The sequence below is a fragment of the Nitrincola nitratireducens genome (genome assembly GCF_000585235.1).
GTDB lineage: Bacteria > Pseudomonadota > Gammaproteobacteria > Pseudomonadales > Balneatricaceae > Nitrincola > Nitrincola alkalisediminis.
Window position 1 is genome coordinate 1 of record NZ_AONB01000015.1, and the last position, 21867, is coordinate 21867.

Annotated in this window: 21 protein-coding genes; 11 read left to right on the forward strand and 10 right to left on the reverse strand. The window is 47.4% G+C overall.

The features are described from left to right. Positions 1–39 precede the first annotated feature (39 nt). The 5 genes from D791_RS12570 to D791_RS12590 all read left to right on the forward strand — a co-directional run bounded on the left by D791_RS12570 (position 40) and on the right by D791_RS12590 (position 3780). Complete coding sequence (locus D791_RS12570) at positions 40–564, forward strand: GNAT family N-acetyltransferase (protein WP_036512212.1); 525 nt, start codon at positions 40–42, stop codon at positions 562–564. A gap of 266 nt (positions 565–830) precedes the next feature. After that, entirely contained in the window at positions 831–1964 is a 1134-nt protein-coding gene (locus tag D791_RS12575; protein WP_036512214.1) for an RNA-guided endonuclease InsQ/TnpB family protein, read from the forward strand. A gap of 435 nt (positions 1965–2399) precedes the next feature. Then, on the forward strand, positions 2400–2657 hold the full coding sequence (locus D791_RS12580) for a type II toxin-antitoxin system Phd/YefM family antitoxin (protein ID WP_036512217.1): 258 nt from the start codon (positions 2400–2402) through the stop codon (positions 2655–2657). Further along, a complete protein-coding gene (locus D791_RS12585) occupies positions 2645–2947 on the forward strand; it encodes a type II toxin-antitoxin system RelE/ParE family toxin (RefSeq protein ID WP_036512220.1) in 303 nt (100 codons plus the stop codon). The genes D791_RS12580 and D791_RS12585 overlap by 13 nt, the downstream gene beginning before the upstream one ends. 140 nt (positions 2948–3087) lie before the next feature. Beyond that, on the forward strand, positions 3088–3780 hold the full coding sequence (locus D791_RS12590) for a tellurite resistance TerB family protein (RefSeq protein WP_036512222.1): 693 nt from the start codon (positions 3088–3090) through the stop codon (positions 3778–3780). Between the two features lie 7 nt (positions 3781–3787). Here the strand turns inward: D791_RS12590 and D791_RS12595 are convergent, their stop codons facing one another. Beyond that, positions 3788–4672, reverse strand: coding sequence for a LysR family transcriptional regulator (locus D791_RS12595; RefSeq protein ID WP_051514495.1), 885 nt, complete (start codon positions 4670–4672; stop codon positions 3788–3790). A gap of 122 nt (positions 4673–4794) precedes the next feature. Here D791_RS12595 and D791_RS12600 point away from each other — a divergent pair, with 122 nt between their 5' ends. After that, positions 4795–5709 (forward strand): cation diffusion facilitator family transporter, encoded by a 915-nt coding sequence (locus D791_RS12600; protein ID WP_051514496.1) that lies wholly within the window; start codon positions 4795–4797, stop codon positions 5707–5709. Here the strand turns inward: D791_RS12600 and D791_RS12605 are convergent. Continuing rightward, complete coding sequence (locus D791_RS12605; protein ID WP_036512225.1) at positions 5655–6557, reverse strand: LysR substrate-binding domain-containing protein; 903 nt, start codon at positions 6555–6557, stop codon at positions 5655–5657. The genes D791_RS12600 and D791_RS12605 overlap by 55 nt on opposite strands. Positions 6558–6659: 102 nt before the next feature. Here D791_RS12605 and D791_RS12610 point away from each other — a divergent pair, with 102 nt between their 5' ends. Then, positions 6660–7430 carry a ferredoxin--NADP reductase gene (locus D791_RS12610; RefSeq protein WP_036512227.1) on the forward strand — a complete coding sequence of 257 codons (771 nt, stop codon included), beginning with the start codon at positions 6660–6662 and terminating at the stop codon, positions 7428–7430. Between the two features lie 73 nt (positions 7431–7503). On the opposite strand, the gene D791_RS12615 is transcribed toward D791_RS12610, so the two are convergent. Then, positions 7504–8571, reverse strand: a complete 1068-nt coding sequence (locus D791_RS12615; RefSeq protein WP_036512230.1) for a 3-deoxy-7-phosphoheptulonate synthase — start codon at positions 8569–8571, stop codon at positions 7504–7506. A gap of 176 nt (positions 8572–8747) precedes the next feature. Here D791_RS12615 and dsbD point away from each other — a divergent pair, with 176 nt between their 5' ends. Then, complete coding sequence (gene dsbD, locus D791_RS12620) at positions 8748–10613, forward strand: protein-disulfide reductase DsbD (RefSeq protein WP_237748639.1); 1866 nt, start codon at positions 8748–8750, stop codon at positions 10611–10613. On the opposite strand, the gene D791_RS12625 is transcribed toward dsbD, so the two are convergent. Both D791_RS12625 and D791_RS12630 read right to left on the reverse strand, forming a co-directional pair. After that, positions 10614–11156 (reverse strand): hydrolase, encoded by a 543-nt coding sequence (locus D791_RS12625; protein ID WP_036512233.1) that lies wholly within the window; start codon positions 11154–11156, stop codon positions 10614–10616. It abuts the gene before it with no gap. Between the two features lie 49 nt (positions 11157–11205). Next, positions 11206–12318 (reverse strand): ferredoxin--NADP reductase domain-containing protein, encoded by a 1113-nt coding sequence (locus D791_RS12630; RefSeq protein ID WP_036512235.1) that lies wholly within the window; start codon positions 12316–12318, stop codon positions 11206–11208. A gap of 139 nt (positions 12319–12457) precedes the next feature. Here D791_RS12630 and D791_RS12635 point away from each other — a divergent pair, with 139 nt between their 5' ends. Beyond that, positions 12458–13819: an HDOD domain-containing protein gene (locus tag D791_RS12635; RefSeq protein ID WP_036512238.1), complete on the forward strand. Its 1362-nt coding sequence runs from the start codon at positions 12458–12460 to the stop codon at positions 13817–13819. 44 nt (positions 13820–13863) lie between these two features. Here D791_RS12635 and D791_RS12640 read toward each other — a convergent pair whose 3' ends face one another. Next, a complete protein-coding gene (locus D791_RS12640) occupies positions 13864–14478 on the reverse strand; it encodes a glutathione S-transferase family protein (protein WP_036512241.1) in 615 nt (204 codons plus the stop codon). A 159-nt stretch (positions 14479–14637) separates the two neighbouring features. Here D791_RS12640 and D791_RS19065 point away from each other — a divergent pair, with 159 nt between their 5' ends. Further along, a complete protein-coding gene (locus D791_RS19065) occupies positions 14638–16764 on the forward strand; it encodes a tRNA(Met) cytidine acetyltransferase TmcA (RefSeq protein WP_162149945.1) in 2127 nt (708 codons plus the stop codon). Positions 16765–16863: 99 nt separating this feature from the next. Continuing rightward, positions 16864–17883: a hypothetical protein gene (locus D791_RS12650; protein ID WP_036512244.1), complete on the forward strand. Its 1020-nt coding sequence runs from the start codon at positions 16864–16866 to the stop codon at positions 17881–17883. Between the two features lie 21 nt (positions 17884–17904). On the opposite strand, the gene D791_RS12655 is transcribed toward D791_RS12650, so the two are convergent. From D791_RS12655 to metG, 4 genes are read right to left on the reverse strand one after another with little or no spacing between them, the layout of a single operon-like run. Continuing rightward, complete coding sequence (locus D791_RS12655; protein ID WP_036512247.1) at positions 17905–18219, reverse strand: DUF6482 family protein; 315 nt, start codon at positions 18217–18219, stop codon at positions 17905–17907. Positions 18220–18278: 59 nt separating this feature from the next. Then, on the reverse strand, positions 18279–19019 hold the full coding sequence (locus D791_RS21490) for a DnaJ domain-containing protein (RefSeq protein ID WP_051514498.1): 741 nt from the start codon (positions 19017–19019) through the stop codon (positions 18279–18281). Between the two features lie 9 nt (positions 19020–19028). After that, complete coding sequence (locus D791_RS12665) at positions 19029–19730, reverse strand: hypothetical protein (RefSeq protein WP_036512250.1); 702 nt, start codon at positions 19728–19730, stop codon at positions 19029–19031. A gap of 17 nt (positions 19731–19747) precedes the next feature. Further along, entirely contained in the window at positions 19748–21784 is a 2037-nt protein-coding gene (gene metG / locus D791_RS12670; RefSeq protein WP_036512252.1) for a methionine--tRNA ligase, read from the reverse strand. Positions 21785–21867: the final 83 nt, after the last annotated feature.

The window sequence follows — 21867 nt, forward strand, 5'->3', positions numbered from 1 at the left end:
CGGTTACACTAAAGAAGCATTTTACTTGGAGAATACTGCATGACTTTTAAATTGATTCCCCTTGCCCCTAAACACTTAAAACAATTTAAAAAAGATATGCAAGAGTCTTTTCAACAAGGTGCAGTTGATGAATTTAGTGATATTAACACAGAAATACTTCCTGAAAAGGATATTGATAATTCTCTCTCTTCTAATGGTTCTTTTGCTTATGGGGCAATACTTGATGGAGAATTAGTTGGAGGAGCAGTCGTTGTGATCAGTAACGAAACACAACACAATCATCTTGATTTTTTGTATGTTAAAACAGGAATTCATAGTAAAGGTTTAGGACGATTGATATGGAGTTCAATTGAAAATCTATACCCCGATACTAAAGTATGGGAAACTCATACGCCATACTTTGATAAACGGAATATACATTTCTATGTTAATAAATGCGGTTTTCACATTGTAGAGTATTATAATAAGTATCATAAAGATCCGAATGAAAAAGAAGATGCAGAACAATTTCCTGAAACTGATTATTTCGCTGATTTCTTTCGTTTTGAGAAAAAAATGAAGTAGATATTATCTGGTTTTTAAATAATGAAACTAAATAGTATTAAAAAAAGCTAACAACTGCTTCAACCTGACATTGCTATTGTCACACTTTTTGCTTGTCGTGGCTGCTCTCCTCAGCAAAAAGTGCGCCAATGAACGTAATGCAGGTTAAGCAGGCGTTCAGCAAAATAGCGCGAGAACCATCGCCCAATCGGGCGGTGACATCGTGCCCTTTGGGTAGGAAAGCGCACAACGCAACGCGTTGTTAATGTCTATGGTATAATGTGAACATGATAACTGCCACCAAAGTCCGTATTTATCCAACACCCGATCAAGCTGGTTTTTTAAACCAGCAGTTCGGCGCTGTGCGCTTTTGTTATAACAAAGCGCTCTGGATTATACGTAGCCAGTATCAACGCCATGGCGTGAGTTTGCGGGCTAAGCGTGACATCAAGCCTTTACTGGCGGTGGCAAAAAAGTCCCGTAAATACCACTGGCTAAAAGATTTCGATTCCATGGCGTTGCAGCAGGCCGTAATCAACCTGGATACGGCGTTTACGAACTTTTTCAACCCGAAGTTGCAAGCACGGTTCCCGCGCTTCAAATCTAAACGTAGCAAACAATCCAGTTACCACTGCACCAGTGTGAGTGCGGGCGCTGATTGGATTAAGATCCCAAAGATGTCTTCGATTAAGGCCAGAATTCATCGCGAACTGAACGGATCAATCCGCAGCATTACGATCAGCCGCACAGCCGCCGGTAAATACTACGCTTCAATCCTCACCGATGATGGCGCCATCGCGCCCGCACCGACACGGGTCCTAGATCGTGTGATCGGTATTGATATGGGCTTAACTGATTTGTGTGTGACCTCTGAGGGCGTTAAAACGCCTAATCCGAGGTTCCTAAAGAAGGCCGCGTCTAATCTGCGGCGCAAGCAAAAAGCCCTTTCACGCTGCCAAAAAGGCAGTCGGGGCTGGGCGAAAGCGCGATTACTCGTTGCCAAGGCGCATGAGCGCCTGACCAACGCCCGTGCTGATTATCAGCATAAACTGTCTCGACAACTCATTGACGATAACCAAGCGGTGATTGTTGAGACGTTAAAGATCAAAAACCTGCTTAAAAATCGGACGCTTGCCAAGCACATTGCCGATGTAAGCTGGGATAGTTTGATCAAGAAGTTAACGTATAAAGCGATGCATGCAGGTAAGCACTTGGTGAAGATTGATCCGTGGTTTGCTAGCAGCAAAACCTGTGCGTGCTGTGGCCATAAAATCGCATCGTTATCGCTGGCTGTTCGCACGTGGGATTGTCCTGCCTGCGGCACTACCGACATAGACCGTGACATCAATGCCGCGATCAATATCCGCCAGCAAGGTTTGATTCATTTACGAGCGGAAGGACTGTCCGTTCCTGCCAACTGAGGCTGTGTAAATCCGATCACGTATCGGTTACGGCCTGCGACGTTGGAAGCATCGCCCGATAGGGCGGTGAGCAGTCACGCAAAGGCGACACATATATCAATGATTGGGACTTTCTTTCATGAAATGAGAGATGGAGGCTATAGCCAGAAGATATAGTTGATACGGCAACAGGACCAAAGGATATGGACTTACTCGGGTTGCGATAGGTCGATCTTGTAAAACGTTGAGTACTATACTGAATGGCCGAGCGGGAACTAGTCCCGAAATGGAGGTTCGATTTTCTATCTTCCATCGCATTTGATACCTCTGTAGAAAGTTGGCTGAGTGAACTGCTCTATTATCCTGCTGCAAGAAACGGCAAGTTACACCTAGCACCTTGCCACCCTTGAGAAGTGATACTATAGTGATACTACTGGTCTGATTCAGAGTGATCCCATGAAAGTTGAACTTGTTACAAACCTTAAGCGCCAAGCTACGAAAATCTTGGCTGACCTGCACCAGTCTAAAGAGCCGGTACTGATCACCGAGCATGGTCAGCCATCCGCATACCTTGTCGATGTGCAGGATTACGAGTTTATGCAACGTCGCCTCGAGTTGCTTGAAGGACTCTCACGAGGAGAGCGTGCTGTACTTGAAGGAAGAACGTACAGCCAAAATGATGCCAAGGAGAAAATGAGTAAATGGCTGAAGTAATCTGGACGGAGCCTGCGCTTCAAGAACTGGATGTCATTGCTGAGTACATTGCTCTGGATAATCCTGTTGCTGCAAGTCATCTTGTTCAGGACGTTATTGATAATACCGAGCGCTTGGAAGATTTTCCTCAATCCGGACGGATTCCTCCAGAACTCCCTAATTCGGTATACCGGGAGGTAGTTGTTCCACCTTGCCGTATTTTTTATCGTGAGGATGAGAAGCGGGTTCTCGTCCTCTATGTCATGCGAGAGGAGCGTCAGCTTCGTGCATACATTCTCGAGAACAGCTAACCCCTATGAATGCAAACCTTGCCAACGTTTTTTATTCAAAAATTCAGACTATCCTCTGAACATCTTTGATGCTTCCTTGTCGAAGCTGAAGGTTTTGTTGGTTAACGTACATGCATGCTTAAAAACAAGTGGGGTAAAGGATGAATACGTCGAATTTTTTAGATATGTTGTTGAAAAAAGGGACTGAGCTGGTTAATCAACAGTCCTCGTCGCTCTCGAGTGTTAAAGATAAACTGCCCAATGAGCTTGGAGGGCTGTTGTCTGGCAAAACAGGTGCAGCATTGGGAGGTGGTGCTTTGGGGCTGTTGTTAGGGAGTAAAAAAGCGCGAAAAATGGGAGGGAAAGTTGCAGCCTATGGTGGTCTAGCCGCATTAGGAGTGATGGCCTACAAGGCCTATGGCAACTGGCAACAACAGCAGGCGCTAGCAGGTCAGACTGTAGCAGAGCCCCAAACATTGGATCGGTTGCCTGCGCCAGAAGTTGAGGTGCATAGCCAAGCGGTGATGCGGGCATTGATTGGTGCGGCCAAAGCAGATGGCCATATAGATGATCGTGAGCGCGAATTGATTGATCAAGCGTTGGAGCAACAGGGTGCAGATTTATCCATGGTGCAGTGGGTTGATGCTGAACTGAAAAAACCGCTTGATCCCGCGGAGGTTGCTGCCTCTGCTAAAACCCCAGAAATGGCCGCCGAAATGTATCTAGCCAGTCTTTTGGTCATTGATGAGCAAAGTTATATGGAGCGAGTCTATTTGAAAGAGCTTGCTGTCCAGTTGAAGTTGACGCCTGAACTGGTGGCAGAGTTGGAGCGGCAGGTGGCTGACGCTAAGTAAACTGAACTCAATGAAACTGACTGAGATAGCTGGCCAGGATTTCCTCAAGCTTCAAGACGACTTTACCTTTGGTATTGGATGAGAAGTGGAAGCCACAGAAGTCCTTCCAGAGGAGTCCTTCTGCCGTTTTCAGTACTTTATACTGGGTTCCGATGCTTTCGGAGCTGACTAAGGGTTGGGGTAACCACGCCCAACCTGCATTTGCGTCGACGGCATCACGAATGAGTTCGTACTGGGTTAGCGCAAGATAATTCGTGCTTAAAATCACGTCCGGTACTAGCTCTTCTTCATGATCCACAAATGCCAGCGTGATTTGTGTGTGTGCAATCAAATCGTCGCGTTGAATTTCAGGTAAACGGGCGAGGGGGTGGTTGATTGATGAAATCATCATTAATCTAAGGCCCGCAAGCGGCTCTAAGTAAACATTGGGGTCGATTACTTTCGTTAAGTTCAGTCCAAACGCGATGTCGACTGTCTGATTGGCAACGAGCGTGGGTAACTCCTGCGGTGGGGCTAGGTAAACAGAGATGCCGGTCATGGGAAAACGATCTTTTAATGTTCTCATCGCTTCAAGCCAGAAAGCTTCCGGCAATGAGTCGTCGCGCGCCAGACGCAAAGTTGTTTCAATCCCGCCACGCTCGAGTTCACAGCGTCGAACAATTTGGTGGTAAGCTTGAAGCAATCGAATCGCATCAGGTTGAATTGCCCAAGCCAAGTCTGTCGGCGTAATCGATTTCCCTGAGCGCTCAAATAAACACGCATTCAGATCGTCCTCCAAACTGGCCAGCAGTGCACTGAGTGTCGTCCGACTGCGATGCAAGCGACGCGCAGCGTCTGCAATCGATCCCTCTTCTAAAACTGCAAGAAAGACTTCCGCTTGAGAAGGTCTCATACAACATCACCCTGTATTCAAATAAGCGACGATTATATCGTCGCTTAGTGATTATTCATATCCTTTCGCAAGCTCTAGAATGCGGATGAATAAATTATAAATCTCTATGATGAGTGTAAATCATGTTTTGTTTTAAAGCGGTTTCCGAACGATCAACCTTAGTGTTTTCAGCCATTGTATCGGGTGTCTTTGCACTGCTGGGAATTGTATGGGGGATCGTGTCAGGGTCTTTAGCGATACTCTTTGATGGCGCGTATTCGTTTGTCAGCTTAGCGCTGTCGCTATTATCAGTAACGGCATTACGTTGGGCAGAGTCGCCAGCAGATAAGACGTATAACTTTGGTCGGATCTTGGCAGAGCCATTGGCTATTGCCATTAAGGGCTCCGTCATCACCTTGGTGTGTGTGGTGTCATTGGTGAGTGCAATCAAAACAATTCACAACGGTGGGCGAGAAGTCGAGGCGAGCTTAGCAATCATCTTTTCATTGTTCAGTTTACTTGGCTGTTTAATCACATGGCAGTTTTTAAAGCGTTCAAATGAACAGCATTCATCTGCGTTAATCTTAGCCGAAGAAAAACAGTGGTTGATGGACAGTCTACTGAGTGCAACGGTATTGATTGGGTTTTTGTTGTCCTGGGGGTTGAGTTACACCGAGTACGCTTCATTTGCAGTCTATGTTGATCCAGTATTGGTGCTCTTGGCTTCAGTCTATTTTATCGCTGTTCCTCTGCGTATGATGGTGCAAGGGTTTAATGAAATTTTACTCATGACTCCGAGTCCGAGTCTGCGTCACTCAGTGCATCAAGCCATGCATGGATTAGGGATAAAGCCTTTTCAGTGCAAAATGGCGAAAGTGGGCAGCTATCTATTGTTAGAGGTGCGTATAGAAATTGATAAGATTGAGCAAATGCAGGGAATGCAGGAGCGTGTTGAGAAAGTGCTTTCCCATCTTCCATTGGAAATCAAAGCACAGCTCTTCTTTCAACCTAAAGTCGAAAAACTAGGCCCTAGCTCGTGGCACAAGGCCATCCATTGATCGATGGCCTGGCTGTGAAACTTGTCATGGTGAACGACTAAATAGAACATGCGATCAAAGGTTCGATGAGGGATCTTAAGTTCACAAAAGCGCCCTGACTTCAATTCTTCGACCAAGGTCATCCGAGAAAGGCAGCCAATCTGATCACTGGCTTTGACGGCTTCTTTGATGGCTTCGGTGTGTTGCAGCTCAAGTGAAACCGACAGTTCACTCAATAAGCCATGCATTGCACGATCGAAGGTTTGGCGTGTTCCCGAGCCGGGCTCACGTAAAATCCATTGTGCGTTGATGAGGTCAAGGTCAGTGAGTTCATGCTTTAAGGCTAGTGGGTTGTCTTGGGCGCAAAAAACAATCAACTCGTCCGATTGCCAAGGGATTAAATCCAGTTCTGGATGACTGATCTCGCCCTCAATCATGGCAGCATCCAGTTCAAAGTTGACCAATTTTTCAATAATATGTTGGGTATTGTCAACGTCTAAGTGAATATCCGAGTTTGGGTATCGGCTGCGATAGGCCAGCAGGAGTTTTACGGCCAAGTAATTGCCAATCGTCAAGGTCGCGCCAAGCGTTAATCGGGCGGCGAGACGTTGGCGTAATAAATCATGTTCGAGAGCTTCCGCTTGATCCAGTAGCGCTTGCGCTTTTGGGCGTAGAGCGCGTCCGAGATCATTGAGCAACAAACGCTTACCCACACGGTCAAAGAGTTGGATGTTGTATTGCGATTCCAATTCTTTGAGGGCACTGCTGGCGGCCGATTGCGATAAATGCAAATGCTCTGCGGCTTTGCTGATATTGGCATGTCGTGCTGTTTCGACGAAAACAGCCAGCTGTCGAAGTGTGTACTTCATATTGATCCCATCGATAAGCTTAAGAGATTTAATTCATTTTATCGATTTTGTGAGTCGGGATACAATGGCTTTAATTAGATTAGGTTAATAAGGGTTAGGCACATGTCAAACTTGCAAAAAGAACGCGTGTTAGAAGTTCAGCATTGGAATGACACCTTGTTCAGTTTTAAAACGACACGAGATCAAAGCTTTCGTTTTAAAAATGGGCACTTCACCATGATTGGGTTGGAAGTCGAAGGTCGACCGTTGATGCGTGCCTACAGTATTGCAAGTGCGAATTATGAAGAAAACCTTGAGTTCTTCAGCATTAAAGTGGCGGACGGTCCTTTAACCTCGCGTTTGCAACAAATACGTCCAGGTGATGAAATTATCATCAGCCGCAAGCCGACGGGAACATTGTTAACCGATTATCTTCTCCCAGGTAAGCGTTTGTATCTACTGGCCACGGGGACAGGTTTAGCACCCTTTATGAGCATCATCAAAGATCCCGAAGTCTATGATGCCTACGAGCAGGTGATTCTGGTGCATGGAGTACGCTATGTTTCTGAGTTGGCGTATCAAGATGACATTACACGCGTGCTGCCTGAAAATGAGTTTTTTGGTGAGTACATTCGTGAACAGCTTCTGTATTACCCAACGGTGACGCGTGAGCCTTATGCGAATCAAGGACGTTTGACGGATTTGATGCGCTCAGGAAAGCTATTTGAAGATCTAGGTGTTCCACAACCAAATCTTGAAGAAGACCGTTTCATGATTTGTGGCAGCCCAGCGATGCTGAAAGACACCACGTCTGTGTTGGACGGGTGGGGGTTCAAGGAAACGCGTCAAGGCGTGAACGCTGAGTATGTGATTGAGCGAGCCTTTGTCGATTAAGTCTTTTGTGTATTCGTTCAATAATTAAGGGGCTCAATGAGCCCCTTAATTATTTGTGCGATGTTATCCACTCTTAGCGATTGGGTAACACGTCTTTAAGCTTGGCGTGCATCATACGGATACTGTCTTCCGTTGTTTTCCAGTCAATGCAGGCATCTGTGACAGAAACACCATATTTAAGATCGCAAAGATTCGCAGGAATGGATTGGTTGCCCCATTCGAGGTTCGACTCAATCATCAGGCCGATAATCGACTTGTTCCCTTCGATGATTTGATTGGTCACATTTTCAGCCACTAGGGGCTGTAATGACGGATCTTTGTTGGAGTTCGCATGGCTGCAATCGATCATAATGTTATTCTGCAAACCGGCTTTATCCAGCGCCTGCTCACAGATACGAACATTCACTGAATCATAATTAGGTTTGCCATCACCGCCACGTAACACAACATGGCCGTAGTTATTGCCGCGAGTTCTGACGATCGATACTTTGCCGTCTTCATCAATACCTAAAAAGTTATGTGCGTGGCTTACAGACTGCATGGCATTGATGGCGACGGTAAGTCCACCGTCTGTGCCATTTTTAAAGCCAACAGCACATGACAAGCCAGATGACATTTCACGATGAGTTTGAGACTCCGTCGTGCGAGCGCCGATGGCTGACCAGCTGATTAAATCCTGAATGTACTGAGGGGAAATAGGGTCGAGTGCTTCGGTGGCTAACGGAAGCCCCATTTCTGAAAGATCAATCAGCAATTTACGCGCAACATGAAGACCTTCTTCAATATCAAAAGAATCATTCATGTGGGGATCATTGATCAAACCCTTCCAGCCGACGGTGGTCCTTGGCTTCTCAAAATACACACGCATCACGAGATAGATTGAATCTTTTACTTCTTCAGCCAGTTGCTTTAAGCGACGACCATACTCAAGCGCCGCGTCGGTATCATGGATAGAACAGGGGCCAATGACGATCATTAAACGCTTATCTTTGCGGTCAAGGATGTCTTTTACGATTTGGCGCTCTGTGATCACCGTGTTTACCGCGGCCTCAGGGATAGGCAACTGGGCCTTAAGCTCACGCGGGGTGATAATTGGCTTAATGGATTCAATACTAAGGTCTTCTAGGCGTGTATCGCTCATCTCGGGTTCCTGATAGCTGACAAGTACTTAGTTCCACTCAAGTGGATGGGTCTCTTTTTACCATATCCCATCGCACCATATAAGAGGAAAAAGTATAATTTAAACTATTGGAACGATTAACGGGCTAAAAAGTCATATATACATTCCATTTTCATGCATGGTTGAAGGATTTAATTTTGTCTAAGCATTTAGGTTCGTTGGCGGCCATACGCGCTTTTCTTGTGTTGTTTATGTTCATTGCCTTGATTCCTTCGTTTGCACAGGCGCAGATTTCATTGTGGGGTGGGGCGTCTCAAAAGGAGCCATTGCCGGTTGATCAAGCGTTCAAAATGCAAGCGACCCTGAGTGAGATAGGCGAGTTGCATCTTGAGTGGGCGATTGAAAAGGACTACTACCTATACCGAGACCATCTAAAGTGGCAGTTGAGTGATGGGATCGAAATTGTTGATGAGATACGTCAGCAAGGGGTGGCCAAAGACGATGCTTTGTTTGGTCAGGTGGATGTGTGGTACAACACCGCTAAGGCTCAAATGTTATTTGGGCGATCAACCGAGGATGTTGCAGGGCAGGCCTCAATCAAAGTGACCTACCAAGGCTGTTGGGAAGGCGGTATTTGCTATCCGCCCGTCACCGAAGAGATCCCTGTCAGTCAGGTTCCACTGGCCAGTGGTTTAAGTTGGTCCTCCTCCCCAACCTTGTCAGTGCCGTCAGATCCTGTATCGGATGCTACCAGTCTCTCTGAGCATGATCGGTTTACCCGTGTTTTAGCCGGTGGGAGCTTTGGGCTGATTCTGGGGGCCTTTTTTGTAGCGGGCATTGCTTTATCCTTTACACCCTGTGTGTTCCCCATGATTCCGATTTTATCCAGTATCATTGCAGGGCAGGGAAAACTATCGACGCTAAGAGCTTTGTCCTTGTCAGCGGTGTATGTGTTGGCCATGGCGGTGACCTATACGTTTGCGGGGGTTTTGGCGGGACTGTTTGGCGCGAATTTACAGGCTGCTTTTCAAAACACTTGGGTTATTTCGGTGTTCAGCGTGTTGTTTGTGTTGCTGGCGCTGTCGATGTTCGGTTTTTACGAGCTGCAGCTGCCTGCCTCGATTCAAACGCGTTTAAGTCAAGCAAGTCATGGGCAAAAAGGAGGGCAGGTGACTGGGGTTGCGATCATGGGCTTTCTATCGGCACTGATCGTTGGGCCTTGTATGGCCGCTCCCTTGGCGGGTGCCCTGATTTACATAGGCCAAACGGGTGACCCTCTGTTGGGCGGGGCGGCGTTGTTTGCAATGTCGTTGGGGATGGGGGTGCCACTGTTATTGGTGGGGGCTTCTGCGGGGAAATTCCTTCCCAAGGCCGGTGCTTGGATGAAGTCTATCAAAGCGGGCTTTGGTGTAATGCTGTTGTTGTTGGCCGTTTGGATGCTGGATCGCATTGTCCCAACCAGTGTCACCATGAGCTTAACGGCGTTGATTCTGATTATTACGGCGGTGTATTTAAAAGCGCTCGATCGTCTGGAGCATCCTACGGGGGCTAGCCAGTTCTGGAAGGGTGTCGGTGTCGTGTTACTCGTTTATGGGGTGGCGCTGATTTTGGGGGTGTTGTCAGGTGCGCGGAGCCTACTCTACCCCTTGCAAGCGAGCTTGATGGGCACGAATACAGCATCGGCACAGATGGAAAGCCCCTTATCCTTTACGCGTGTTACGTCTCTGGCTGAGCTGGAGCCTTTGCTGGTCTCCGCAAAAGAGGAAAATCGAAAGGTACTGCTCGACTATTATGCTGATTGGTGTGTGACCTGTGCTGAAATGGAATACATTACCTTTGTTGATTCCGGTGTGGTGGATGCACTTAAAGACTTTACGCTTATTAAAGTCGATGTGACGGACAACTCTGCGGATTCACGAGCCCTGTACCGTGAATACCAGGTGTTTGGTCCGCCTGCTTTGGTCTTTTTTGATGGGAAGGGGGTTGAGCGTAAGGATCTGGCCGTCCATGGCGTGATTCAACCGCAACCCTTACTTCAAAAACTGAGCTTTTTGAATCCGTGATTAACGGATAAAGGTTTTGCTGACGTGCCGGAATTGGTCCGTTCCGGCTTTTCGCATCCATTCGAAAGCCACCATTTCACGACTGACAATGAAAATCCCGCATTGGCGAAAGCGTTCAAGTGCGAGCGCTTTATCCCGAGGGTTTCGTGATCCGACCGCCTCTTCAACAATAAAGACGTCTTTCCCGCGCATTTTTAATTCGATGGCGGTTTGCAACACGCACACGTGCGTTTCGGCCCCCACAATCACAAACTGATCAAAACGCTCATCCAGTAATCTTGAGCAGCCTTCGTCTGCAACGCAGGAAAAATGTATTTTTTCCATAACGCTGCTAGCGGGAAGTAAGGACTGAATATCGCTGACGGTATGCCCGAGCCCCTTGGGGTATTGCTCGGAAATGAGCGTCGGAATCGAAAGTGTTTGAGCCACTTCAATTAACCAAATGGCATGCGTTAATAGAGCATCCGCTTGGTCAATCACAGGGTGCATTCTCTCCTGAATATCGATCACGAGCAGGCAGGAGTTGTGGGGATTAATCAGCATAGGCTATCTCTTCTTATAAGGATTGTTAGATCAACCCAAGTCGGTTTGTTTATTCCGCAAACACCTCTGGGTGGTCCATGAACAGGGTTTTGGCGAGTGCCATTGCATCGGCACGGTTAACGGGAATCACGCCTTGAGGCCCTCGTTTACACCATCCCACACAATAGACATTCGCGTCTATACGTCCATTAGTATGAGCAAATATTCCATTGTCTGCATCAAAAGGCACTCCAGGTATGGGTTGAGCCGTATACCCAATGGCCCCTATCAGCGTGTTGACTTCAAAAGAGGTTGGCTCTGCGTTTGTTGAATCCGTCCGCTCAAAAGTAGCATGGCTCAGCTGTTTGTCCTGTGTCCCGCTCAACGCTTTAAGGCTTAGGTTGAACAAAAATTCAATTGAGATGGGTTTGTTGTCATTCTGAGGGCGGTGGTAGTCACCGAGCTGCTGGAGCATTTTTTGTTGGGATATCGGTAAATCGTTCAGTTGTGACACGAAATCGGTAGGGGCTGAATGCCAAGGACTGGCTTGGCTCAGACTGTCTAATTCGGTAAGTTCGGCTGTAGTGAACTTTGCATCGATGGGCCCGCGTCGACCAATGATGCGAATCTGCTTGACGGGGTGCTTGGCCAAATAGTCCTGAACATGCAAGGGCATGACGGAGTCTTTGCGCTCTTCAGGTGTTTTGGCTAAGACTCTGGCAATATCGAGCGAGACATTGCCATTGCCGATGATAATGACGCTATTACCAAGGTTGGGTTGCCAGTCAACAAAGTCTGGATGACCGTTGTACCAAGCGGCAAAAGCGCCAGAACCGCAAACCCCCATTAACTCTTCGTCTGACACACGTAAGGGTTTGTCTTGTGATGCGCCTGTTGCAAAGACCACAAGTGAGTAGTCGGTCTTGAGTTGTTCGTAGTCTATATCCTGCCCAACCTTTACCGAGGTCTTTAGGGCAATATTGGGATGCTGAATTAAGCGCTCAAACATCTGCTCTTGTTTGCGGGTCACTAAATGATCGGGCGCAACACCGTAACGCAGAAGACCAAAAGGGGTCTCCAGTTGTTCAAGAATATCGATTTGAAGATGCGGTGCCTTTTTGATGAGGGCGTTGGCTAGAAAGCAACCCGAAGGGCCACTTCCAACAATCACGATCTTGCTCATAGAACACTCATGGGTCTGCAATGATTAAAAATGACCGACATCATAACATGAAGATTTAATTCTAAACCTAGATAAAGAAAAGGGACTTACGTATAGGTAAGTAATATAATCTTAATATGGATTTTAAAAGGAACTCTTCATGTTAAATCGCTGGAAGCAAACGACAGACCTCGTTACCAAGAGTGCGAATGCACCGCAAGCCACGTACGTCACATCGGCTCCTCCCTCAGAAGCCAAAATGCTATTTGAAGGACTGAGTACGACGCATTTAGTAGCGCTATGGAAGGATTTAGAGCCCATTCAGCTCAGTGCGGGTGAGGTGCTGTTCGAATCGGGCAGTGTTGATCATTCATTGTTTATCGTTCTCGATGGGCTTTTTGAATCCGACGAGGGTGAGTTTTTTAGTTACGGACAATGGATTTTGGGACCTAACTTTGATCTTGAAGGAACACATCATACCTGTGTGTATGCCGTCAAATCAGGGCGAATTTTAAGAATTTCACGACAGCATTTGATGGCATTGTCCGTCGATGTCCAGCTGTTCGTTTTACGACAAATTCAACAGCAGCAGTCACACAGATTGCACATGAATACGGTTAAAATACGTGAGCTTGTTCATAAGCAATATCGACTTGAAGAGGCTTTGTTGTCGGCAAAGTTAGCCGAGCGTAATGAGTTTCTGAAAGGCGATATAGTGAAGCAGGTGATTAAGCGCGTGCCTAAGCTGCCAGTGTCTTCAGCTGAGCTGTTAAATAAGCTGATTGATGAGAAAACGACGCGTTCCGAAGTGGTTGATCTTGCCAAAAATGATCCAACCCTAACGAGTATTCTGCTTAAGACCATTAACTCAGCGCAATTTAACCTTAGCCATAAGGTTTCAGACGTCACACATGCGATTGCTTTGTTGGGTTTTGAAAGCGTCTATCAGATCATCATGGCGGGCAGCATTAAACAATGCTTTCCAGACACACTGAAGTTTAATGAAATTTATATACGCTCTGTTGAGATTTCGCACATCGCCTTTGCGTTGTCTCAAGTGACAGGGCTGGGTAAACCCGCTGAAATGGCGACGCTTGGCTTGTTGCAAGACATGGGGTTGTTGGTGATTGAGTTGCTCACCTCAATCAATCCAAAATTAGGCAGTGTCTTCGAGGGCATGAATACTCATGTGATGGGGGCTGAGTTGTTAAGGGCTTGGCAGTTGCCAGAGAGGGTGTCAGGCACCATTGAGTATCAGGACTTTCCAGAGTTTGCTCACCCAGAGCGTATCCCTGATGGGATCTTGCAACGTGTAGCACTTTTGTATGTTGCCCGTTTAGCTTGGCAAGTATTGCATCAAGAAGACATTGCAGACCCTCTATATCTAAAAGAGTATTTGTCAGTGGTTGGCTTAAAGGACGTGCGATTGCCCAGCCTCCTAAAAGAGGAATTATTGCCTAAACTGCGCCTACGTCAGGGCTCGTTACCCGCCAGTTTAGTGAGTCGACTCAATTCACTTTAACCCTGTAGGTAGGAGCAACAATCCTTGCTCCTACCTTGGGTGCATTAAGGAATTTGCATGCCCCGTTCAACAAAGGCAAGACTTGCCATGCGCTCCATCCAGGCTTGAACATTGGGATAGTCACTCAAAGTGATGTTTTGCCATTCGTAACGGCAGGCCCAAGGATAAATGGCAAAGTCAGCAATGGTTAAATCATTGACCACAAAGGCTTTACCCGATAACTGAGTATTAAGAACTTTCCATAAGCGAGCAGCCTCAGCGTTGTAGCGATCTATCGCATAGGGAACGGGCTCTGGTGCAAAGCGATTAAAATGATGGGCTTGTCCAAGAAACGGGCCAAAGCCGCCCATTTGCCAGTTCAACCATTGTAAGACTTCATAACGCTCAGCACCTGAGGAGGGTAAAAACTCCCCGGTTTTATCCGCAAGGTATTGGAGGATGGCACCGCTTTCGAAGAGTGTAATCGGCTGTCCATCCGGCCCATCTGGGTCAACAATCGCGGGGATTTTGTTGTTGGGGCTGATTTTCAAAAAATGCTCACTAAACTGCTCATTTTTGAGAATATTGATTGGGTGCACTGAATAATGGAGGCGGCAGGCTTCGAGCATGATGGAGACTTTACAGCCATTTGGGGTTCCCCAAGTATAGAGGTCTATCATTCTTGACTCCGGAAAATGTTATTATGTTGCAAGAAAAGTCTCGGCAGAGTACTAAATGCAAACCAACAGAGTAATCTAAGCGAGATTCCAGCGAAAGCTTTTCGTTTTGATATTCGCTGTTCGGTTTTTTCATTTTTTAACATCCATCGGTTTGACGCTGTGAGTGAAGCACTTGTGAGTCTAGTTGAAATGCCACTGTTGCCCAGTACCCATGCCAAGCATCGACAGCTCATTTGGGTGCCATGCCAAACCTCTGAACGTGATGTTAGATTAAGTCGAATTGTGCCGATGTTGAATCTGGATGTGTCTCAGACTCTTTTGGTGTCCAACACGTCTTTATGCGGCCTAAAAGGCATAGATGTTCGGCAATCCGCACGCTACTTAGGTCAGGAAACACAATGCCTCATCTATGACGCTCACGCAGGCTTTAATCCCAATGTATTTGCTCAGTTGGCCGGGACTTTAATCGGCGGCGGTGTGCTGATCCTCTTAACGCCTCCTATCGCTGACTGGCCAGGGTATTTAGATCCTGAGTACCTGAATTTTTGTGCAAGCGGTTATACTCAAGAAGATGTAAAGGGGCTTTTTTTAACGCGCTTGCAGTCGCATTTATTGCAGGCTACGCAGCCTTCTGGCCAGAATTTTGGTCATGACGCCGATTCCTATCGTGTGTTTAAGCCTGCAAGCCCTAACCCAGAAGCGGGTCAAGAGCAGACGCAAATCCAAACCGAACAACACTTAGCGCTCACCGCTTTGTTGTCCCGCCTATCCAAGCCATCGGCCTGCGTGGTTGTATCAGCTGACAGAGGGCGAGGAAAAAGCGCATTGGTTGGGCGTGCACTGGCGTGTTTGGCACAGTCTGCACCCTTAACTGTTTTAGTATCTGCTCCTGAACGGCGCTCCACATCGACCTTGTTTGACTGGGCGAATTCATTAAAAGACACGAGCGGCTCTGATCCATCACTGCAAATCAATTATTGCCATCCTGTAGAGCTGAGTGAAACCTGTCCAAAAGCCGATGTTCTTGTCATCGATGAAGCTGCTGCTATCCCGGCTGAGCTATTGGCGATTTTTCTTGCGGCATACAAGCGCATCGTTTTTATTACAACCTTAAAAGGATACGAAGGGCAGGGGCGAGGGTTTGCGTTGAGGTTTTTAAAGACCTTGAGTGAGCGTCGGCCCAATTGGTTAGATTTAAAGCTCACTCATCCCGTGCGTTGGGCGGCTGATGACCCCTTAGAAAACCTCCTTAATCAAACCTTGTTGCTGGATGCGCAAGCATCGGAGATGAGCAAGAGGCCCGACAGTCTTTCTCCCGTATGTGAATGGCTGGATGCGGATCAGTTGTGCCAATCGGAAACCCTGTTACGTGAAGTGGTGGGCGTACTAATCGATGCGCATTATCGCACGACTCCGGGGGATGTTAGGATCATGCTGGACGGCCCTGGCCTTTCGTTTATGGTCATGAAGAGCGAGGAGCAGGTGGTTGGCGTCGCCTTGTTAGTGCTTGAGAAAGGGATTGATGACGACTTGGCAAGCGCGATTTGGCAAGGTACTCGACGCCCTAAAGGTAACTTAATCACTCAAACACTGATAGCGCACGAAGGCTGGCTAGAGGCGAAAGACCATCAGGGTTGGCGGGTGATGCGCATTGCGATACATCCAGCACTGCAGTCCCAAGGATATGGTGCAATACTGCTTAAGCAGGTTATTCAGCAGGCGAACGCACTTGCTCTGGATTATTGCGCGACCAGCTTTGGTTCGACACCTGCTTTACTCAGATTTTGGGGACGGCAAGGGTTTTTTCCATTGCGTCTGGGTGATCAGCGTGACTCAGTGACGGCTGAGTGGCCCGTTATGATGTACATGCCTTTGTCTCATGCGACTGTATCATGCATCGAGGCGTTCAAAGAGCGGTTTCTCGAACAATTGCTGATTAAGGTTGGGCGGTATTACACGGCGTTACCTCCGGTGATGTTCTTTTTGCTCTTACAGTACGCAGGTGTGAAGGTGTCTTTATCTTCAAGGGAATATGAGCGCATTCAGGGATTTATCAAGCAGCAACGCAGTCTCGAATCGAGTGTGCTGGAACTCAGACGATTTGTATTGAACCCAGAGCGTTTAGCTCAGGTCTTAGCCTTGCCTTTGTCCGACATCCGGTTAATCTATGAGCGGATTCTGTGTATACAGCCAGCTCAACTGAATGAGAAAAAAGCAGGGCGAGAAACACGAAGATCACAATTGCAGCAATTACGTGCTATCTTTGCAGATCTTCATAAGAATTAAACAGCCCCGTGTTTAAAGGGCGCATTCGTTAGTCGTTCACTCCGACGCAGTCTATACGGCTAGGCTGTCTTGGGGTCGCAGGGATAGGTGTTGTTATATATGAAAACTACAGCAAAAATTTGTCAATATCGCTCGGCTGCATTCGTATTGTTAGCGGGCGTTATGTCGGGCTGTGCCACGATGTCGGGTCTTCCGTCATCGGGGGGAGCCGAGTATCAACGTGGTTGGCTTAAAGCATCGGACACTCAAGGGTATGAATTTAAGCCTTGTCATGCCACTGAATGGCAGGCGGTAAGTCGAACCCCTTGGGGGCTTAATCGTCTGTTTGATGCGCGCTTAACCAGCGATCTCAGACCTGTATACGTTGAGTGGCTAGCCAGGCCGAGTCAGGATGGCGTAAATGTCAGCGAATTACGCTATATGTCAACGCATCCAACCTCATGCGAAAACAGCCTGCCTGATGTGGATATGCGCGTCAGAGGCACAAGTCCGGATTGGGTGCTAGAGTTGACCGAAACCGATATCGTTGTGCACTTGTATGAGTCTTTGCGCAGTGTGAAATTTCCAATCGCTCAACCCATGCGCTCTGGAAATACGTGGATTTGGGATGCTGAAATTGAGTTAAACAGCGGCCGCACGCACCGTCTTAATCTTGAGATTAAGCCAGAGGCGTGTGTGGATGATGAAAACAATTGGTTTGGTCTGACCGCCTATGCACAGTTTGATCGCCAAAGCTTGATGGGTTGTGCAAAACGTGGAGACTTAGAGCGCCTGTACTTGAACCAGTCGTATCGTTTATCCGACGACATTACAACCCGCGATATTCAGGTGAACTTAAGTGTCGATGGGCAGTTTGAAATGACCGAAGACTATCTGAATGATCAACCCGTAACGAAAAGTGCGGGCAGTTGGAAGATGATGTCGGGCGGGCGTGTTATCGTGTCTGTGGACAGTCCTGAAGAGGGCGGGCGGCAAGATACGCTTTTCTTCAGGCACATGGAGGACGGTGTTTTGCAGTTACAAGGGTTCCACCCAAGTTATGGGCACAATGGTTTAGTCCTGTACCCCGCGGGTGATGCTTTGCCTTGGCGCGCAGGATCACGCTTGCCGGTGCCTTAAGCCTTACCGGATCAACCCTGGTCAAGAATAGTCTTGATCAGGGTTTGCTATTGCAACAACCATCGCGTCAACCTTGCCATGACTCACGCCAATCATTTCGTTGTATGGGCTGTCATGCACCAACAGCGTTTTTGCGACGCCCAGTCCTTTAAAAGGTTTCTTTGCGGCAAGTTGGCTTCTAAAACTCAGGGGTGATCCCTGTTGATCACACACTCGATGTTCTTGGCCCAGATCGTCAACTACGCTGACCATGTAAAGCTCACACTGAAGGGATCTGAGCCTTAATTCACGAATGCGAATTGCGTTTTTGTGTAATGCATCAAGGGTGGTTTTCATCATCGCTCCGTCATTTTGTCTTTCTATTTCATGTCATACGGAGCGACGTCGTTGCTAGACTACTTATGCAATAAAATACGTTTTGCATCATTGATGCGCGCAGCAAGCCATGTGCTTCCACCTCTGTCAGGATGCATTTTTTGCATTAAACGTCGATGTGCAGCAATAATCTCTTCTTTAGATGCTCCTGGAGACAAGCCTAAGACATCAAATGCATCTTGCTCCGACAGGTTTCCAGAATCAATCTGTTGAGCATTGGTGTCTTCTTGCACGTCATCGTCACGCCAAGAGTCGCCAAAGCGTTTATCCAGATAGGTTTCCAATAGTCGTGCCGAATCAAAGTCCTGTGCGCGGAAGTCTGTTAAGAGTTGAAGAAACTCTTGTTCGTTGAGATCGTCAAGCTGACGCCCAGAAAAAGCGCCTTGCAACACGCGACCAAACATCAAGCCTGTATCGTGTTCTAGCGTCATTTCAAGCATCGCAGTGGTTACTTTTGAGCTGTTACCGGTTGCTGTGCTACTTGCCTTTTTAGAGGCTCGCTTGCGGAGCCAGACACCTAGGAAAGGTACCAAGCGAATAAGCCAAGGAAAAAGACGCTGCAAAAAAGGTATAAACAACCCTAGGAAAGCACCGAGGACATGAACGCGTCCGGTCAGGCTTAAATAGACAATGATCAGTGCTAAAAACACCAATAGAAGTTTGATCAATCCTTTGGCGCGCTGTTGGGGTGGGTGGGCTTTAATCCAAAAAAAGCCAACCAAGAGACTTGCACAGATAAAAAAGAAACTTGCGGGACTCACTAAAGGCTCCTATCGACCCAGTTGTTGGGTGAGGCGTTTAATATGGGCACCTTGCGACTTGGTGAATTGTTCCAGTGCTTTTGGCCCACCACTAGCATAGACCGCAACTGCACTCAAAAGATCCCTAAGCACGGATGGGCTGTTGGCATCGAAGGGTGAGTAAGCACCGCCAGACAATGAACAGATTTGACGAAAGGCGCGTTCGGCATCCGTGTCGTGGCCTTCATGGAAAATGAAAACAGGGGTCCGTAACATGCCCAGCTCGCCCGCACGTTGGCACAAATGATCAACGGGTTCTTCGCAGGAATCTACGATCAGTATAACGGCTTTAACGGGGGTGATTCGTGTCTCTTTAAGCGCGTTCTTTAACACTTTTTCAATCTGAGTGTGTCCACCTAGGCAGGACACGCCATTCATTCGTTGCAAGAGATCTTGGGTGTTGCGCAGCCACTCACTCGCCACGAACTCGCCAAAACCCCGATAATAATTTAACTGAACACTTAAGCCACCCAAGTGTTGGGTGGCTAAAAAGAGTTCACTTTGCAGTTGGCAAGCTTGATCCCAAGAGGCTTCACGGCTTGCGGTAGCATCCAGTGCAAAGATTAAACGACCACCTTCTGATGTATGGACTTTTGGTAAGCTGTTGACCTGTTGAATGAACGCGTCAATCGCTTGTCGATCAGAAACTGTTTTTAAATCTTTGCGACTCATGCCGACCTCTTTAACGCTTAACGAATGCGCATGCCTGGCTGTGCGCCCTCATGGGGTTCTAGAATCCAAATGTCTTTGCCACCGGGACCCGCGGCCAATACCATGCCTTCTGAAACACCAAACTTCATCTTTCTGGGTGCAAGATTGGCAACCATAACGGTGAGCTTACCTTCGAGTTGCTCGGGTTGGTAAGCGGATTTGATGCCTGCAAACACATTGCGTGTTTCCCCACCAAGGTCTAGCGTCAGTCTTAATAGCTTATCAGCACCTTCTACCGCTTCGGCTTTGGCAATTTTGGCCACTCGTAAGTCAACTTTTGCAAAGTCATCAAAGCTGATTTCACTGGCAATTGGCTCTTGCTGTAAAGCCGTTTTACTGGCTGCAGGTGCGGTTTGCTGGGTTTTCAGTAAGTCTTGACGAGAATCCTCAATCACTTTTTCAATCACCTCGGGTTCAACACGTTGCATCAGTGGCTTGAATTTGTTGATACGGTGATTGAGCAAAGGTTGTTCAATCGCACTCCAACCTAAATCCTGAATATTTAAAAACTCAGCCGCTTCTTGAGCTACCTGAGGTAAAACAGGGGCCAAGTAGCTGACAATGACACGGAAAAGGTTGATGCCCAATGTGCAGCAGGCTTGCACCTCCGCTTCACGGCCTTCTTGTTTAGCCAACACCCAAGGCTCTGCGGTGTCAATGTATTGGTTGGCCTTGTCAGCAATGTGCATGATTTCACGCATCGCACGGCCGTATTCACGCTTTTCATAGGCATCGGCAATGCTTTCGCCAGCAGCCACTGCGTCTTGGTACAAAGTAGGCTCAACGAGGGTGGAATCGAGTTGGCCGTCAAATTTCTTCTGAATAAAGCCTGCGCAACGGCTGGCTATGTTCACGACCTTGTTCACGAGATCGGCGTTCACCTTGAGACGGAAATCTTCAAGATTAAGATCAATATCGTCAATGCCTGCCCCAAGTTTGGCTGCAAAATAGTAACGTAAGTATTCAGGGCGCAAATGCTTAAGGTAGGTTTCAGCCATGATAAAGGTGCCACGAGACTTGGACATTTTTTGTCCATTAACCGTCAAAAAGCCATGGCAGAACACGCCGGAAGGGGTTCTGAAGTTGGAGCCATGTAGCATTGCAGGCCAAAACAGTGTGTGGAAGTACGCAATGTCTTTACCGATAAAGTGGTAAAGCTCGGTGGTTGAGTCAGGCGACCAGAATTGATCAAAGTCATTGCCTGTTTTCTCACACCAGTGTTTGAAGCTGGCCATATAGCCAACCGGTGCGTCTAGCCAAACATAAAAATACTTATTTTCTTCGCCGGGGATTTCAAATCCCCAATAGGGTGCATCACGGGAAATATCCCACTGCTGCAAGCCTGCTTCAAACCACTCGTTAAGCTTGTGCTTCATTTGCACTTGCACGTGCTTATCAACCCAGTTTTGTAAGAAGGGTTCAAAATCACCTAGCTTAAAGAAAAAGTGCTCTGACTCTTTTTCGATAGGACGTGCACCTGAAACAGCCGAATAGGCATTTTTCAGCTCGGTGGGTGAGTAGGTCGCGCCACAAGCTTCACATGAGTCTCCGTACTGATCCGCTGCGCCACATTTTGGGCACTCGCCCTTGATGAAGCGATCGGGTAAAAACATGTTTTTTTCAGGATCGTACGCCTGAGTAATGGTACGACGTGCAATGTGGCCCGCATCACGCAAACGCTCATAAATCAGCGATGAAAAATAGCGATTTTCATCAGAGTGCGTGGAGTGATAATTATCAAAATTAACCATGAAGCCAGAAAAATCGCGTTGGTGCTCTTGGCTGACTTTATCAATCAGTGCTTGAGGCGAAATTCCCATTTGATCTGCTTTAAGCATGATGGGCGTGCCATGGGCATCATCCGCACAAACATAAATACACTCGTGCCCACGTTGCTTTTGGAATCGAACCCAAATGTCGGTCTGAATGTATTCAACCATATGGCCAAGGTGTATCGGACCATTTGCGTAGGGTAGGGCACTCGTTACGAGAATTTTACGGGCTTGGTCAGTCATCGTTTACTCTGTGAAATTTTATTTAAAGGAACTATGCTTAGATTCTACGCTGATTTTAAAACCTAATGAACTGTACACTTTCA

Bases quoted from the DNA above. Each gene is read 5' to 3' on its own strand.
- D791_RS12640 (WP_036512241.1), bottom strand. From the start codon at position 14,478: ATGATAGACCTCTATACTTGGGGAACCCCAAATGGCTGTAAAGTCTCC.
- D791_RS12580 (WP_036512217.1), top strand. From the start codon at position 2,400: ATGAAAGTTGAACTTGTTACAAACCTTAAGCGCCAAGCTACGAAAATC.
- D791_RS12575 (WP_036512214.1), top strand. From the start codon at position 831: ATGATAACTGCCACCAAAGTCCGTATTTATCCAACACCCGATCAAGCT.
- D791_RS12615 (WP_036512230.1), bottom strand. From the start codon at position 8,571: ATGAGCGATACACGCCTAGAAGACCTTAGTATTGAATCCATTAAGCCA.
- D791_RS12600 (WP_051514496.1), top strand. From the start codon at position 4,795: ATGTTTTGTTTTAAAGCGGTTTCCGAACGATCAACCTTAGTGTTTTCA.
- D791_RS12595 (WP_051514495.1), bottom strand. From the start codon at position 4,672: ATGAGACCTTCTCAAGCGGAAGTCTTTCTTGCAGTTTTAGAAGAGGGA.
- metG (WP_036512252.1), bottom strand. From the start codon at position 21,784: ATGACTGACCAAGCCCGTAAAATTCTCGTAACGAGTGCCCTACCCTAC.
- D791_RS12590 (WP_036512222.1), top strand. From the start codon at position 3,088: ATGAATACGTCGAATTTTTTAGATATGTTGTTGAAAAAAGGGACTGAG.
- D791_RS12585 (WP_036512220.1), top strand. From the start codon at position 2,645: ATGGCTGAAGTAATCTGGACGGAGCCTGCGCTTCAAGAACTGGATGTC.
- D791_RS12635 (WP_036512238.1), top strand. From the start codon at position 12,458: ATGTTAAATCGCTGGAAGCAAACGACAGACCTCGTTACCAAGAGTGCG.
- D791_RS12625 (WP_036512233.1), bottom strand. From the start codon at position 11,156: ATGCTGATTAATCCCCACAACTCCTGCCTGCTCGTGATCGATATTCAG.
- D791_RS12630 (WP_036512235.1), bottom strand. From the start codon at position 12,318: ATGAGCAAGATCGTGATTGTTGGAAGTGGCCCTTCGGGTTGCTTTCTA.
- D791_RS12650 (WP_036512244.1), top strand. From the start codon at position 16,864: ATGAAAACTACAGCAAAAATTTGTCAATATCGCTCGGCTGCATTCGTA.
- D791_RS12570 (WP_036512212.1), top strand. From the start codon at position 40: ATGACTTTTAAATTGATTCCCCTTGCCCCTAAACACTTAAAACAATTT.
- D791_RS12605 (WP_036512225.1), bottom strand. From the start codon at position 6,557: ATGAAGTACACACTTCGACAGCTGGCTGTTTTCGTCGAAACAGCACGA.
- D791_RS12655 (WP_036512247.1), bottom strand. From the start codon at position 18,219: ATGAAAACCACCCTTGATGCATTACACAAAAACGCAATTCGCATTCGT.
- D791_RS12665 (WP_036512250.1), bottom strand. From the start codon at position 19,730: ATGAGTCGCAAAGATTTAAAAACAGTTTCTGATCGACAAGCGATTGAC.
- D791_RS12610 (WP_036512227.1), top strand. From the start codon at position 6,660: ATGTCAAACTTGCAAAAAGAACGCGTGTTAGAAGTTCAGCATTGGAAT.